The organism is Palleronia sp., from assembly GCF_042089775.1.
GTDB lineage: Bacteria > Pseudomonadota > Alphaproteobacteria > Rhodobacterales > Rhodobacteraceae > Palleronia.
On the sequence record NZ_JBELKF010000025.1, the window covers coordinates 1 to 14,477 of the forward strand.

10 protein-coding genes and 1 tRNA gene are annotated in these 14,477 nt (G+C 68.5%); 7 read left to right on the plus strand and 4 right to left on the minus strand.

Translation table 11 applies throughout. The features are described 5' to 3' along the window. Positions 1–97: 97 nt before the first annotated feature. Positions 98–183 (minus strand) — tRNA-Leu (locus ACFDS3_RS08555). Between the two features lie 142 nt (positions 184–325). On the opposite strand from ACFDS3_RS08555, the gene ACFDS3_RS08560 reads away from it, so the two are divergent. The 7 genes from ACFDS3_RS08560 to ACFDS3_RS08590 all read left to right on the plus strand — a co-directional run bounded on the left by ACFDS3_RS08560 (position 326) and on the right by ACFDS3_RS08590 (position 9,136). Then, positions 326–1,348: a complex I NDUFA9 subunit family protein gene (locus ACFDS3_RS08560; RefSeq protein WP_375261935.1), complete on the plus strand. Its 1,023-nt coding sequence runs from the start codon at positions 326–328 to the stop codon at positions 1,346–1,348. Between the two features lie 26 nt (positions 1,349–1,374). Further along, positions 1,375–2,142 carry a uracil-DNA glycosylase family protein gene (locus tag ACFDS3_RS08565; RefSeq protein ID WP_375261936.1) on the plus strand — a complete coding sequence of 256 codons (768 nt, stop codon included), beginning with the start codon at positions 1,375–1,377 and terminating at the stop codon, positions 2,140–2,142. A gap of 21 nt (positions 2,143–2,163) precedes the next feature. Then, positions 2,164–2,754, plus strand: a complete 591-nt coding sequence (locus tag ACFDS3_RS08570; RefSeq protein WP_375261937.1) for a metallophosphoesterase — start codon at positions 2,164–2,166, stop codon at positions 2,752–2,754. Between the two features lie 41 nt (positions 2,755–2,795). Further along, positions 2,796–3,614, plus strand: coding sequence for a glutathione-dependent disulfide-bond oxidoreductase (yghU, locus tag ACFDS3_RS08575; RefSeq protein WP_375261938.1), 819 nt, complete (start codon positions 2,796–2,798; stop codon positions 3,612–3,614). 46 nt (positions 3,615–3,660) lie between these two features. Further along, a complete protein-coding gene (moaB, locus tag ACFDS3_RS08580) occupies positions 3,661–4,203 on the plus strand; it encodes a molybdenum cofactor biosynthesis protein B (RefSeq protein ID WP_375261939.1) in 543 nt (180 codons plus the stop codon). Positions 4,204–4,325: 122 nt separating this feature from the next. Continuing rightward, the gene (locus ACFDS3_RS08585) at positions 4,326–5,801 is read left to right on the plus strand and encodes an efflux RND transporter periplasmic adaptor subunit (RefSeq protein WP_375261940.1); all 1,476 of its coding nucleotides are present in this window, start codon (positions 4,326–4,328) and stop codon (positions 5,799–5,801) included. After that, positions 5,798–9,136 (plus strand): efflux RND transporter permease subunit, encoded by a 3,339-nt coding sequence (locus tag ACFDS3_RS08590; protein ID WP_375261941.1) that lies wholly within the window; start codon positions 5,798–5,800, stop codon positions 9,134–9,136. The genes ACFDS3_RS08585 and ACFDS3_RS08590 overlap by 4 nt, the downstream gene beginning before the upstream one ends. Before the next feature lie 1,188 nt (positions 9,137–10,324). Here ACFDS3_RS08590 and ACFDS3_RS08595 read toward each other — a convergent pair. Genes ACFDS3_RS08595 through ACFDS3_RS08605 form a run of 3 tightly spaced genes read right to left on the minus strand, consistent with a single transcriptional unit; the run spans position 10,325 to position 14,474 of the window. Further along, positions 10,325–11,890 (minus strand): acyl-CoA dehydrogenase family protein, encoded by a 1,566-nt coding sequence (locus ACFDS3_RS08595; RefSeq protein ID WP_375261942.1) that lies wholly within the window; start codon positions 11,888–11,890, stop codon positions 10,325–10,327. Continuing rightward, complete coding sequence (locus ACFDS3_RS08600; RefSeq protein ID WP_375261943.1) at positions 11,890–12,639, minus strand: SDR family NAD(P)-dependent oxidoreductase; 750 nt, start codon at positions 12,637–12,639, stop codon at positions 11,890–11,892. The genes ACFDS3_RS08595 and ACFDS3_RS08600 overlap by 1 nt, the downstream gene beginning before the upstream one ends. Beyond that, complete coding sequence (locus tag ACFDS3_RS08605) at positions 12,636–14,474, minus strand: feruloyl-CoA synthase (protein WP_375261972.1); 1,839 nt, start codon at positions 14,472–14,474, stop codon at positions 12,636–12,638. Before ACFDS3_RS08605 ends, ACFDS3_RS08600 begins: the two co-directional genes overlap by 4 nt. Positions 14,475–14,477 lie beyond the last annotated feature (3 nt).

Genomic DNA, 14,477 nt, shown 5'->3' on the forward strand with positions numbered 1-14,477 from the left:
CACACCGGACGGCCTCAAGTATGTGGTCGAAAAAAGGGGGCGTGGACGCCTGATCCAGAGATAAAGCTGAGGCGTAACAACGGCTTAACAGAAGTAGTGGTGCCCAGGAGAGGACTCGAACCTCCACGTCCATACGGACACCAGCACCTGAAGCTGGCGCGTCTACCATTCCGCCACCTGGGCAGGTGTCGTGAGGAGGCGATCTAAAGGTGACGCGCGGGGGTGTCAACGGGAATCGGAACCCTTTCTAAGGGTTTGGCGCTTGTCTCGTCAGAGGCTCCGGCCTACACCCGGAGCCGACCTGAAACGCGCGGGAGATCGTCCCATGAAGCTTGTCACCATCTTCGGCGGAACGGGGTTCGTCGGCCGCTATGTCGCCCGCCGCATGGCCAAGGAAGGCTGGCGCGTTCGCTGTGCCTGCCGCCGCCCGAACGATTCGCCCTTCGTGCGCACCTACGGCGTTGTGGGGCAGGTCGAGCCCGTGTTCTGCAACATCCGCGATGACGAGAGCGTGCGCGCCACCGTTCGTGGTTCTGACGCGGTGGTGAACTGCGTCGGAATTCTCGCCGAAGGCGGCAAGCAGACCTTCCAGGCGCTTCAGCAGGAAGGCGCCGCCCGAATCGCTCGCTTGGCGAAGGAAGCCGGCGTCGAGCGGCTGGTGCAGGTCTCGGCCATCGGGGCGGATGAGAACGCGCCGTCGCAATATGCGCGCACCAAGGCGCTGGGCGAGAAGGCCGTTCTCGACGCCTTCCCCGACGCGATGATCGTGCGCCCCTCGCTGATCTTCGGCCACGAGGACGAGTTCTTCAATCGTTTCGCCGGCATGGCCCGGATGGGTCGGGTCCTGCCCCTCGTCGGAGGCAAGACGAAGCTGCAGCCGGTCTATGTCGACGACGTGGCGGCCGCGATCCAGATGGGGGTGCTGGGCAAGGCCGAACCGGGCATCTACGAGCTTGGCGGCCCCGACGTCTCGACCTTTGACGGGTGGATGCGCGAGATGCTGGCCATCATCAAGCGGCGCGCCCTGATCGTGAACATGCCCATGCCTATCGCCAAGCTCATGGGAAGCGGGTTCGACGGTCTGAGCACGATCACCTTCGGCCTCGTAAAGCCGCCGCTGACGCTCGACCAGGTGCGGAACCTCGGCCAGGACAACATCGTGGGCGAGGGGGTGAAGACCTTCGCCGACCTCGGTATGCACCCGACCTCGACCGAGGCGGTGCTGCCGGACTACCTGTGGCGGTTCCGCCCCTCGGGCCAGTACGCCGGCACGAACGAAAGCGCCGAGAACCTCCGCGGGAGCGGCCGCAACGTGAAAGGCGGCGAAAACCGCGCCGGCTTCTCCTGACGACGGCAATTCGCTAGGGTCGGCCCATGCTCGACCTCGACGAATATCAAGCGGCCCTCGCCGCGCTTGACTGGCAGGTAGAGCTTGGCGCGGACGAGGCGATCCTCGACGCGCCGGTGAACCGCTACGAGGCCGCCGCCGAGGCGCGCGCGGCTGCCCCCGAACCTACCGCACCCTTGCCCCGGCCCGGTCCTCCGCCGGTGCCCGAGCCCGACCACGTGGCCGAGGCCGAAGCCGCCGCCCGCGCCGCCAGTTCGCTCGACGGTCTGCGCGCCGCGATGGCCGCCTTCGAGAGGTGCGAACTGAAGCGGGGCGCGCGCAACCTCGTGTTCTGCGACGGCGACCCGTCCGCGCGCGTGATGATCGTGGGCGAAGCGCCGGGCCGCGACGAGGACCTGCAGGGCAAGCCTTTCGTCGGCCGGGCCGGGCAGTTTCTCGACCGGATGTTCGCCGCCATCGGCCTGTCCCGGCAGGACGGGTCGCTTTACATCACCAACGTCCTGCCGTGGCGGCCGCCGCGCAACCGCGACCCCTCGGACGAGGAGATCGCGATGATGCGCCCGTTCCTCCACCGCCATATCGAGCTGGCCGACCCCGATTTCCTCGTGGTGATGGGCAACATCTCGGCCATGGCGCTTCTGAACCGGCGCGGCATCCTCAGGATGCGCGGCATCTGGTCCGAGGCGCTGGGTCGTCCGGCCTTGCCGATGACGCACCCGGCCTACCTGCTGCGCAACACGGCCGCCAAGCGCGACGCCTGGGCCGACCTTCTGTCCCTCAAGGCTCGCCTTTGAAGCAGGAACGAGAACCGCTAGATGAAGATCCTTGCCATCTCTGACATGCACCTTTCGACCTCGGCGGCCGACGCGCTGCTGTCTGCCGCCGGGGCGGCGGACCTCGTGATCGCCGCCGGTGACTTCGCCAACCAGCACGAGGGGCTGGAGGCCTACATGGCGCGCCTTTTCCCGATTGCGGACAAGATGATCTGCGTGCCCGGCAACAATGAAAGCCTCCGCGCCTTGCAAGCCGCGACCGAGGCCGAGATCCTGCACGGCACCAGCACCATGCGCGGCGGGCTGATGATCGCGGGCCTCGGTGGGGGCATCCCGCCCCTGCCGCCCTTGCCCTGGAAAAGCTGGGACCTGACCGAGGACCAAGCACGCGATGCCCTCGCCGGTGTGGAAGCCGCCGATATCCTGATCCTGCATTCCCCGCCCGCGGGTCTCGGCGACAACCACGAGGGCCTCGGACATCTCGGCTCGCCCGCCTTGAAAGAGGCGATGCTGCGGATCAAGCCGCGGCTCTGCGTGTTCGGGCATATCCACGACTGCTGGGGGCAGGGAGGGACGCTGGGGGCGACCCGGTGGCGCAACCTTGGCCCCGATCCGGTCTGGTTCGACCTCTGAGCCGTGCTACCCTTCGCGCGACCGACACAGAGAGGCAGAGAATGAGCGATTACACGCCCCCCAAGGTCTGGACCTGGGACGCGGAATCGGGCGGCAAGTGGGCCAGCCTGAACCGACCCATCGCCGGCCCGACCCATGACAAGGACCTGCCGAAGGGCGACCACCCGTATCAGCTTTATTCCATGGGAACGCCGAACGGGCAGAAGGTCACGATCCTCTTCGAGGAACTGCTCAAGGCCGGTTTCCCAGCCGAATACGATGCGTGGTTCATCGACATTACCAAGGGCGACCAGTTCGGGTCGGGCTTCGTGGAGGTGAACCCGAACTCCAAGATCCCGGCTCTGATGGACCACACCGGCGCCACGCCCGTCCGCGTCTTCGAATCCGCCGCGATCCTGATGCACCTGGCCGAGCGTCACGACGCCTTCCTTGGCTCAAACCGGCCCGAGATGCTGTCTTGGCTGTTCTGGTTGCAGGGTTCGGCGCCTTACCTTGGCGGCGGGTTCGGCCACTTCTACGCCTACGCGCCCGAGCCGATGGAATACCCCATCAACCGCTTCGCGATGGAGGCCAAGCGCCAGCTCGACGTGCTGAACCGCCACCTGGCCGACCACCAGTTCCTTGCCGGCGACGACTACACGATTGCCGACATGGCCACCTTCCCGTGGTACGGCCGCATGGTCTTCGGCGAGGCCTATGACGCGGGCGAATTCCTCAGCGTCCACGAATACGACCACGTGATTCGCTGGGCGAAGGAAATCGACGCCCGCCCCGCCGTCCAGCGCGGCAAGCGCGTGAACCGCGACGGCGAGGGCCTGCTGCGCGAACGCCACGCGGCCTCCGACTTCGACGCGCTGTGACACCCGGTCCGGGGGCGCGCACCCCGGACCCAACTCCCGAGGCCTCATGAGCCGGATCGACGACACCCGCGACTTCATCCCCGCCCGCATCGCCATCCTCACGGTCAGCGACACGCGCGGGCCGGATGACGACCGCTCGGGCGACACCCTCGTCGCGCGGCTGCAAGAGGCCGGGCACGCCCTGGCGGCCCGTGCAATCGTGACGGACGACCGCGAGATGATCGCCGCCAAGCTGCGCGAGTGGTGCGACGGCGGCGCGGTGGACGTGGTGATCTCGACCGGCGGCACCGGGTTGACGGGGCGCGACGTGACGGTCGAGGCGCATCGCGACGTCTACGAGAAAGAGATCGAGGCGTTCTCGATCGTCTTCACTCACGTTTCGATGCAGAAAATCGGCACCTCCGCCGTGCAAAGCCGCGCGACAGGCGGGGTCAGGAACGGCACGTACCTCTTCGCGCTGCCCGGCTCGACCGGGGCCTGCAACGATGCTTGGGACGAGATTCTGAAATGGCAGCTCGACTACCGCCACCGTCCCTGCAACTTCATCGAGATCCTGCCCCGGCTGGACGAGCACCGGCGCCGCAAGTAGGCCGCGCGACTCCTGAAAGATAGCGACGGAATGGCGGCCATGCTCCCGTAAGAGTGACGGATGTGCGCTTTGTGCTGCCTTCGCGGCGGTCTATACGGGCACGGATCGGGAGCCTACGACGCATGAGATTTTTCACCCGAGCCCTCACCGGGCTCTTCCTGCTTTCCCTGACCGTGGGCTTTCTGGCCGTCGCGGGCGGGACGCTGCGCAATGCGTTGCAAGAGCGTGCGGCGCGCGAACCGGGCCAGCGACCGGGGCAGGAGCAGGTCTATGCCGCCAACGTCGTGACCGTCGCGCTTGAAACCGTCGCGCCCGAACTGACCAGCTTCGGCGAGATCCAGGCGCGTCGCACGCTCGCCCTGCGCGCCCCGGCGGCCGGCCGCGTGGTCGAACTGGGCGAGGGCGTGGAAGACGGCGGTCACGTGCGCGAAGGGCAGCTCCTGTTCGCGATCGATCCCACCGATGCCGAGGTCGCGCTGTCGCTGGCCGAGGCCGATCTCGCCGATGCCGAAGCCGAGTTGATGGATGCCGAGGCCGCGGTCGAGATCGCGGGCGACGACGTCGCCGCCGCGCGCCAGCAGGCCGACCTGCGCAACCGGGCACTCGCGCGGCAGCAGGACCTCGTGGATCGCGGCGTCGTCACCGAGGCGGTGCTTGAAGAAGCGCAACTCAGCGCCTCGTCTGCCGCGCAGCAGGTGCTGTCGGCCCGCACCTCGCAACGCTCGGCCGAGGCGCGGGTGGCGCAGGCCCGCACCGCCCTGTCGCGGGCCGAGATCGCGGTGGACGAAGCGCAGCGCACTCTTTCGGAGACGCGCGTGACCGCCGCTTTCGCCGGCACCCTGTCCGATCTGACCGTGACCGAAGGCGGGCTGGTATCCAGCAACGAGCAGCTCGCCACGCTGATCGATCCCGATCGCCTGGAAATCGCGTTCCGCGTCTCGACCCCCGATTACGTGCGCCTTCTGAACGAGGATGGCGAGCTTGCCACCGACCAGGCGACCGTCAGCCTCGAGGTCGGCGGCTACACCCTGACCTCGCCCGCGACGATCACCCGCGAGGCCGCCGCCGTGGCCGAGGGCGAGACCGGCCGCCGCCTCTTCGCGCAGCTCGAACAACCGCGCGGCTTCCGTCCTGGCGACTTCGCCCGCATCCGCGTGACCGAGCCCGAGCTGCGGAACGTCGCCCGCCTGCCTGCCGCCGCCGTGGATGCCTCGGACACGGTGCTCGTCCTGGATGACGAGAGCCGGCTGGAGCTGGCCGAGGTCGAGCGTCTTCGCGCGCAGGGCGACACCGTCCTCGTCAGGGCCGATGGCCTTGAAGGGCGCGAGGTCGTGGCCGAACGCTCGCCCCTTCTGGGCACCGGCATCAAGGTCCGTCCGCTGCGCCAGGTCCAGGAGGAACCCGAGGACACCGCAGAGGCCGGGGAAGAGATGATCGACCTGTCGCCAGAGCGTCGCGCCGCCCTGATCGCGATGGTCGAGGACAACGCCCGGATGCCAGACGCCGCCAAGCAGCGCGTGCTGGCGGCCCTGAACCAGCCGCAGGTGCCCGCCCGCATGATCGAGCGGCTTGAAAACGGCGAGGCGCGGGACGGATGATCGGGGGCCTGATCGGGTACTTCGCCCGCCACCGCACCGCCGCGAACCTGCTTCTGGTGATCCTGCTGGCGCTGGGCCTCGCCTCGGTGCCGCGGATGCGGGCGCAGTTCTTCCCCGACGTGATCTCGGACGAGATCGACGTCAGCGTAACGTGGTCCGGGGCAGGGGCCGAGGCGGTGGACACCGCCATCGTCGGCGTTCTCGAACCCGTCCTGCTCGGCGTCGAGGGCGTCGCCGGGATCGAGGCGCGTTCCACCGAAGGCCGCGCCTCGTTCGAGATCGAGTTCGAGCCGGGCTACGACATGGCCATCGCGGCCGACGACGTCGAAGCGGCCGTCGACGGCATCTCGACGCTGCCCGACTCGGCCGAGGACCCCGAGGTGTCGTGGGGCGGCTGGCGCGACCGGGTGACGGATGTGGTCATCACCGGCCCCGTGGGCGTGGACCAGCTTGGCCGCATCGCCGACGACTTCGTCATCCAGCTTTTCGCCGCCGGCGTCACCCGCACGACCACCCAAGGCATCGCCGCGCCCGAGACACTGGTCGAGGTGCCGTCGATGGCCCTCGTCCAGTACGACCTGACCCTGGCCGAGATCGCCGACGCCATCGGGGCGGCGGCCGACGCCTCGCCGGCGGGCGAGGTCGCCGGCACCGCCCGCGTTCGCGCCGGGCAGGAAAGCCGCAGTGCCGCCGACATCGCCGACGTGGTCCTGCGATCGAACGCGGGCGGGGCGCCGCTGACCGTGGGCGACGTCGCCCGAATCGTCGTCGAAGGCCCGGATCGCGAGCGCGCCTACTACGTGGGCGAAAATCCCGCTGTCTCGATCCAGGTCCAGCGCAGCGAACAGGGCGACGCGCTCGACATCCAGGCGCGCGTCGAAGAGGTCGTGGCGCAGATGAGCCCGAGCCTGCCGCAGGGCGTCCGCTTCGACCTGATCCGTGGCCGGGCCGAGGAGATATCGGCGCGGCTCGACCTGCTGCTCGACAACGGGGCGGTCGGGCTCGCCCTCGTCGTGGCGCTGCTGTTCCTGTTCCTGAACGCCCGCATCGCCTTCTGGGTCGCGGCCGGCATCCCCGTGGCGATGACGGCCGCGATCGCGCTGATGTACGCCGCCGGGCTGACGCTGAACATGATGTCGCTCTTCGCGCTCATCATCACGCTGGGCATCGTGGTGGACGACGCCATCGTCGTGGGCGAGCACGCCGACTTCCGCGCCCGCCGGCTGGGCGAGGGGCCCGTCACCGCGGCGGAAACCGCGGCGCAGCGCATGTTCGCACCGGTCTTCTCGGCCACGATCACCACCGTGATCGCCTTCTTCGGGCTGACCGCCATCGGCGGCGTATTCGGGGCGCTGATCTCGGACATCCCGTTTACCGTGATCGTGGTGCTCGCGGCGTCGCTGGTCGAATGCTTCCTGATCCTGCCCAACCACCTGTCGCACGCCCTCGCGCATACGGGCGAGCGGCATTGGTACGACGCCCCGTCGCGCGTGGTGAACCGGGGCTTCACCTGGGTCCGCGAGCGGCTGTTCCGCCCGATGATGCACCTCGTGGTGCTGGCGCGCTATCCGGTGCTGGCGGGGGCGGTGCTGCTTTTGTGCTTTCAGGCGGTGCTGTTCATCTCGGGCGCCGTCCAATGGCGCTTCTTCGATTCGCCCGAGCAGGGCTCGGTGACCGGCAACTTCGCGATGCAGGCCAGCGCCACGCGCGCGGACACGATGGAGCAGCTCGCCCTGATCCAGGGTTCGATCGAAGACCTGCGCGCGCAATATGCCGACGAATACGGCGCCGACCCCGTCACCTACGCTTTGGCCGAGATCGGCGGCAATGCCGGGCGCGCGCTTTCAGGAACCGACAATCTCGACGCCGACCAGCTTGGCGCCATCTCGATCGAGCTGATCGACCCGGACCTGCGCTCCTATTCCTCGTTTGAATTCGTGGCTGCCCTGCAGGACGCGGTCGATCGCCACCCCCAACTGCAGGAGTTGTCCTTTCGCGGCTGGCGGTCCGGCCCCGGCGGCGATGCCATCGACGTGCGCCTGTCGGGCGCCGAGACTCAGGTGCTGAAAGATGCCGCCGAGGCCCTGAAGGCTGAACTTGCGGGCTTTGGCGAAGTCTCGGCGCTGGAAGACAACCTTGCCTACGACACGCAGGAATTCGTCCTCGACCTGACCCCGCAGGGCGAGGCGCTTGGCTTCACCATCGGCGCGATCGGCGCGACGCTGCGCGACCGGCTCGAGGGGATCGAGGCCGCGACCTATCCCGACGGCACCCGCTCGGCCGCGATCCGGGTCGAGCTGCCGCAGGAAGAGTTCACCGCCGATTACCTCGACCGCGTCGTGCTGCCCACGCCCGACGGCGGCTGGGCCATGCTGCGCGACATCGTGACGGTCGAGGTGCGCGAGGGGTTCTCCACCATCCGGCGCGAGAACGGCGTCCGCGAGGTCACCGTGACCGGCGACCTCGACAGCGACGACGCCGCCCGCGCGGCCGAGATCATGACGATCATGCAAGAACGCATCCTGCCCGACGTGCAGGAGCGGTTCGGCGTCAACTGGGAGCTCTCGGGTCTCTCCGAGCAGGAGAACGAGTTCCTGAACGACGCGCTGATCGGGTTCATGTTCTGCCTCCTGGGCATTTACCTGACGCTGGCCTGGATCTTCGCCAGCTGGACCCGCCCGATGGTCATCATGGCGACGATCCCCTTCGGCCTCGTCGGCGCGATCTGGGGCCACTACATCTGGGACGTGCCGCTCTCGATGTTCTCGGTCGTGGGATTGATCGGCATGACCGGCATCATCATCAACGACTCGATCGTGCTCGTGACCACGAGCGACGAATATGCGGGAACGCGCCCCCCGCGCCGGGCCATCATCGACGCTGCCTGCGACCGCCTGCGCCCGGTCCTGCTGACGACGCTGACCACCGTGCTCGGCCTCGCGCCGCTGCTCTACGAACGGTCGAGCCAGGCGCAGTTCCTCAAGCCGACGGTCATCACGCTGGTCTATGGCCTGGGCTTCGGAATGGTTCTCGTGCTGGTGGTCGTCCCCGCGCTCCTTGCGATCCAGGGGGACATCGGGCAGTCGGTGGCGTCGCTGCGCCGCGCGCTGAAGGCCCGCGTACGGGGCGCGAGACTGGGCATCGCCGGAGCTGCCTTGGCTATGGCGGCGATCTTTGCCGCAACGATCGGGCTGTGGCTGGTGACGGGCGCGCTGCCCCTCGGCCTGCCGGGCGGTGCAGTCACGGCCTTTGGCCTCTTCGCACTCGGCAGCTTTGCCGTCGCCCTCGGTGCCGCGGCGGTAGGCGCGTTCGCCTTCCGCACACCGCGCGGGTGATCCTAGGTTGAGAAGGTGGCGAGCTGGGCAGGACAGCTGGGGTCGGGGGTCTTGCTACCCCTCAACCTCGAAAACGACGCTTCGAGTTCATTGCGGATATCCGCGAGTTCCCCGAGCCCTTCAGATGAAGGCGGACGAGAACGTGCCCAGCGGCGGGTGTTCCAATGCTGGACCGTGATCCCCGGCGGCACATCTGGCCTGCGCGGGTCTCAAGTCCGCGGTGGATCGGCACCAGCCAAGGCGAGGGCCTAATCGCCTAAACCCGTCACGGGACGCGATTGAGGCGAGCAGCTCGGAGAGTGCGATATGCGCATTCCCCCGCGACTCAGCAGGCGATGCCGAAAACGTCGTGGCTGTCGAAGACGCGGGCTGCGAGGTGGTTCCTGCGGGGGTTGGCGCCAGCAGGTGATGCTCGCGGGGGCACGACGAGTCTGCCAGCCGGCGTGGATCTGCGACGACGGTGGCTTGCGCCAGGCAAGGTGCCCGGCGATCGCGGCGAGGTGGTTGCTCGTAGCACCTGTTTTGGCGGGAGGGCACGACGAGCGCGGCGCCGGTCGCCCGGGGCAGGGCAGGCGGCTCGGAAGAGATTGGTCCACGCATAGCGGCAGTTCGTTTGAGGCCGAGGGCGCGTCCCCTTTGCGCGCAGAGGCGGCTGACTCCCCGACTGACCAAGGCGCGCCGTGTCTTTTGCGTGAGGATCAGCAGTCAGTCTTTGATCTTCTTCGATCCGTGGATCTGGAGCACACTATTGCGTCGAAAGCGTCCCGGGCTGAGGACTGTGGTCGATGCGCCAAGGCTGGCGTCGGTGCGTGTGAGACGGGCCGCGACAAAGGCGCCGGGCTTTCGGGTCCAAGCGACAAAGAACGAGTTTATCCGGTCAGGCAGCGCGAGGGGACGAGCTCCATCGCGCGGTTGAGGCCGAGGGTTTGCAGTTGTCGAGCCTGTGGCGCCGCCGACGCCCGCGGCTCTGCTTCTATCACCAGGTTTGGAGCGCGACGAAGATCCGTTCGATCCCGCAGGATATCCGCGGGACTTCCTCCTTTGACACGGCGGCAGAGCGAGGAGGCCTGCCGAAGACGGCACCCAAGCGGGTCGCTGGCGGCTAGCAGTTAGCCCCGGATCAGGTGCGCCACCCGGGACCGCGCGCGACGCGACCTCGCCCTTGCTGCCAGCGAAAGGGCCTTGCTGTCACACCATGCAGCGCGCTCGATTGAGGGCCATGCGCTCGGGTAGATCCGCGAGGAACGGCGCGGCCTCGTCGGGATCGATCCGATCAGCGAGCCAGGCCGAGACGGCGCACCAAGCCTGCCGCATGTAGGGCTCTGCGCAGGCCAGCGCCGCGGTGTCGCCCTTTCGCTCCGCCAGGGCGTGCGATAGGTCGGCCAGCTCTCGCGCCGCGGTTCGCGCCACGTCCGCGTGCAAGCCGTCGCAGGTTTCCACGCGGGCGAGGAACGCATCCAGCCCACTGCGGTCCGCCCACAGCATCCGGGTGAGCAGAGTCAGCGCTTGGATGTCTGTCGTCCCTTCGTAGATCGTAAGAACGCGCGCGTCCCGCAGCGCCCGCTCGACCGGCCGGTCGCGAGTGTAGCCTGCGCCCCCAAGGGTCTGGATCGCTGCATCGGCTACCTCGAATCCGGCCTCGCCGCCGAAGCTCTTGAACATCGGCAGCATCCAGCCGCCGAATGCCTGTGCCGCGCGACCGCCGCCTCGGCCGGCCTCGACCGCGCAGGCAATCTCGAGCGATGCGGCACGGAGGATCTCGGTCCGCGCGCGCATTCGAGCCAGGCGCGCGGCGACCCCGGCATGATGTGAAATAGGAACCGGCGGCGCGTCGGGCGGACCCCCTTGCAGACGCTCGGCGGCGTAAGCCTCTGCGCACTCCGTCGCCATCGTGGCAAGGCCCAATCCTTGGCACCCGGTCTGCAGGCGCATCAGCTCGATCATGTGGAACAGCTGTGCCAGGCCGCGGCCGCGCTCGCCGATCAGCCAGCCTTGGGCGCCCTCGAAGCTCATCGCGCAGGTGGGGGAGGCATGCATCCCCAGCTTGTCCTCGATCCGCGTGACGGTGACGCCGTTGCGGGCAGCCCCGATCCGGTCGGGCACCAGGAACAGAGACAGCCCGCGGGTGCCGGGCACTTCCTCGGTCCGGGCCAGCAGGCAATGACCGATCCGGTCGACGGCGTCGTGATCCCCGAAGGAGATCCAGATCTTCTCGCCCGTGATGCGCCACGTCCCGCCCTGCTGCTGAGCCCGGGTGCAGAGCCGGCCGACATCCGACCCCGCGCCGGGTTCCGAGATGCAGATGGTCGCGCCCCACTCTCCGGCGACGAGCTTCGGGACCCACTCGTCCGAAAGCGCGGCACCTGCACGCGCGGCCAGAAGGTGCGCCGCTGCCCGTGCGGCGCCGGGGCCCATCATGAACGCGGTGGCGTGGCGCTCGAACAGCGGCAGCATCGCCGCCTGTAGCACAAGGGGCAGCTCCGATCCGCCGTAGCGCTCGGGCAGGTCGAGGCCCAGCCAGCCGCTCTCGGCATAGGCGCGCCACAGCTCTCGGCTGCCCGGAGGCAGGCGCACGCGCCCGTCCTGCATCCGCGCCCCCTCGCGATCCGCCCGCGCGCCGTAGGGGGCGAAGGCATCATCCGCCAAGGCACGCGCGGCTTCGAGAATTGCCGCAGCAGTCTCGGGGTCCACATCCTTGGCACCCGGCGTGCGCTCCAGCAGCGCGAGGGTCCGCCTGACCTGATCGTCCGACATCAGCGCGGCTGCATCCGGATGCCGCCGTCAAGGCGGATCGTTTCGGCGTTGAGGTAGCCGGTCTCGATGCAGAAGCGGACGGCGCGCGCGAATTCCGCCGGATCGCCGAGGCGCGAGGGGTTGGGGACCTGTGCGCCGAGGCTCTGCCGCGCCTCTTCGGGCAATTCGTCCAGAAGGGGCGTGCGGAAGATGCCGGGCGCGAGCGTGTTCACCCGGATGCCGGTCCTGGCCAGCTCGCGGGCCAAGGGCAGGGTCATGGCGACGATGCCGCCTTTCGACGCGGCATAGGCAGCCTGCCCGATCTGGCCATCGAAGGCGGCGACCGAGGCGGTGTTCACGATGACCCCGCGCTGCGCATCGTCGTCCGGGTCGTTCGCCTGCATCCGGTGCGCGGCGAGACGCATGACGTTGAAGGTGCCGATCAGGTTCACGCGGATCGCGGCCTCGAACGCCTCAAGCGGTTGCGGACCGTCGCGCCCGACCATTCGCGCCGCCGGGCCGATCCCGGCGCAGTTCACGCAGATCCGCAGGTTGCGGGCCGCGTCGACGGCCGCCTGCGCGTCCGCCTCGACCGAGACGTCGCCCACAGCCGCAATACCGCCGATCTCGTCGGCCACGGCGCGGGCGGTGTCGCCGTCGCGGTCGAACACCACAACCCGCGCGCCCGCAGCGGCAAGCATCCGCGCCGTTGCTGCGCCAAGTCCGGACCCGCCGCCCGTGACCAATGCGCCTGCGTCTTCGATCTTCATGCAAGAACCCCCTGGTGCGGTGTCACCACATCGTCGCGATCCTCGTAGACTGCCTTCGCCAGATCCGCCCGTTGGGCGAGGACGGCCCGCTGGTTGACTGAGCCCTTGTCGGTGACCTCGCCCCGCTCAAGGCTCAGCGGTTCGGTCAGGACCATCGCGCGGGTGACGCGGGTGGCTGATCCGGTCGATTGCGCCCCGTGCTCGGCCAGCCGCTGCCGCAAGGCCGCCACCACCTTCGGGTGATGGGGCAGGCCGTCGCGATCTGCCTCAGGTGCCAGCGCCTGCATCGCGTCGAGGTTCGGGATCAGCAGGGCGGCGAGCGCCTCCTGGTCCTCGCCCACGATCACCACGTCCTTGGCAAGGCCCGCCATCTGGTCGATGAGCTGCGCCCGCAGCGGCCCGACGGCGACCCAGGTGCCGGTGCGCAGCTTGAAGTTCTCGGCGATGCGCCCGTCGAAGAAGAAGCCCGCGGCCGGGTTGCCGGGTTCGGCAAAGCGCAGGGCGTCGCCCAGCTTGTAGAAGCCTTCCTCGTCGAAGGCCTCCTCGGACAGCTTTGGCGCGCGCCAATAGCCCGGCGTCACGTTCGGGCCTTTCAGCCGCGCCTCGAACTTCTCTCCATGGGGAACGAGCTTCAGGATCACGCCGGCGGCCGGGATGCCGACATTGCCCGGCCTTTCCTGCGGATCGGTGCAGTAAAGCGCGAAGGGCGCGGTTTCGGTCGAGCCGAGGCCGGTCGTCATCAGGATGCGATGGCCGACCGTCTCGACCGCCATCTCTTCAAGCCGCCGCCACGTGTGCGCGGCCATGCCGGCACCCGCGTACATCATCAGCTTCAGATCGCGGAAGAAGCTCTCGCGGAGCACGGTGTCGCTTTCCATCTCCTGGACGAGCGCCTCGAACCCAGCGGGGACGTTGAAATACCAGGTGGGAGAGATTTCGCGAAGGTTGCGCACCGTTTCGCCGATGGCCTTGGGCGAGGGCTTGCCGCCATCGATATAGTAGGTGCCGCCGTTCCACAGGGCGATGTTGAACGCCTTGTTCCCACTCGCCGTGTGGTTCCACGGCGCCCAGTCGACCAGAACCGGGGGTTGCTCGGTCATGTAGGCATAGCAGTCGAGGACCATCGCCTGATTGGCACAGAGCATCCGGTTGGTCTGGATCACCGCCTTGGGGCTGCCGGTGGTGCCGGAGGTGAAGAGGAACTTGGCGACGGTATCCGGCCCGACGGCTTCGTGGGCGCGGTCGACGTCCGGGGTGACGTGGGCCTGGCAAAGCTCGGACCAGGTGTGGACGGTGCGGCCGGACAGGGTGCCCGACAGGGCGATCACGGCGACATCCTCGCCAAGGGTCGCGTCGATGGCCGGGGCGAAGGCTTCAGCGTCGTCGACGAAGACCGCGCCTGGCGTGATCTGCCGGGCAATCGAGCGGAGCTTGCCGAAATCGGACGCGATCAGCGAATACGCGGGCGAGACGGCGGCCGTGGGGATGCCCACGTATTGCCCCGCAAGCGCGATCAGTGCGTGCTCGATCGAGTTGCCGGACAGGATCGCCAGAGGACGCTCGGGCGACAGGTCCTTGCGCAGAAGCCAAGCCGCGATGCGACGGACGGTGTCGCGCATCTGGCCGTAGCTGACGCGCCGCCAGCCGTCGCCGTCGCGCTCGGCCATCCAGATACGGTCCGGGGTACGGTCGGCCCAACGGTCGATCATGTCGGTCAGCCGGTCGGGATAATCGCCCAGCGGATCGCGCCGGTGGATCAGCCAACTGCCGTCTTCGCGCTCCTCCCACTCGAGGTCGGGCGTCCACACCTTCACCTCGCGCACGCGCTCTTTCATATC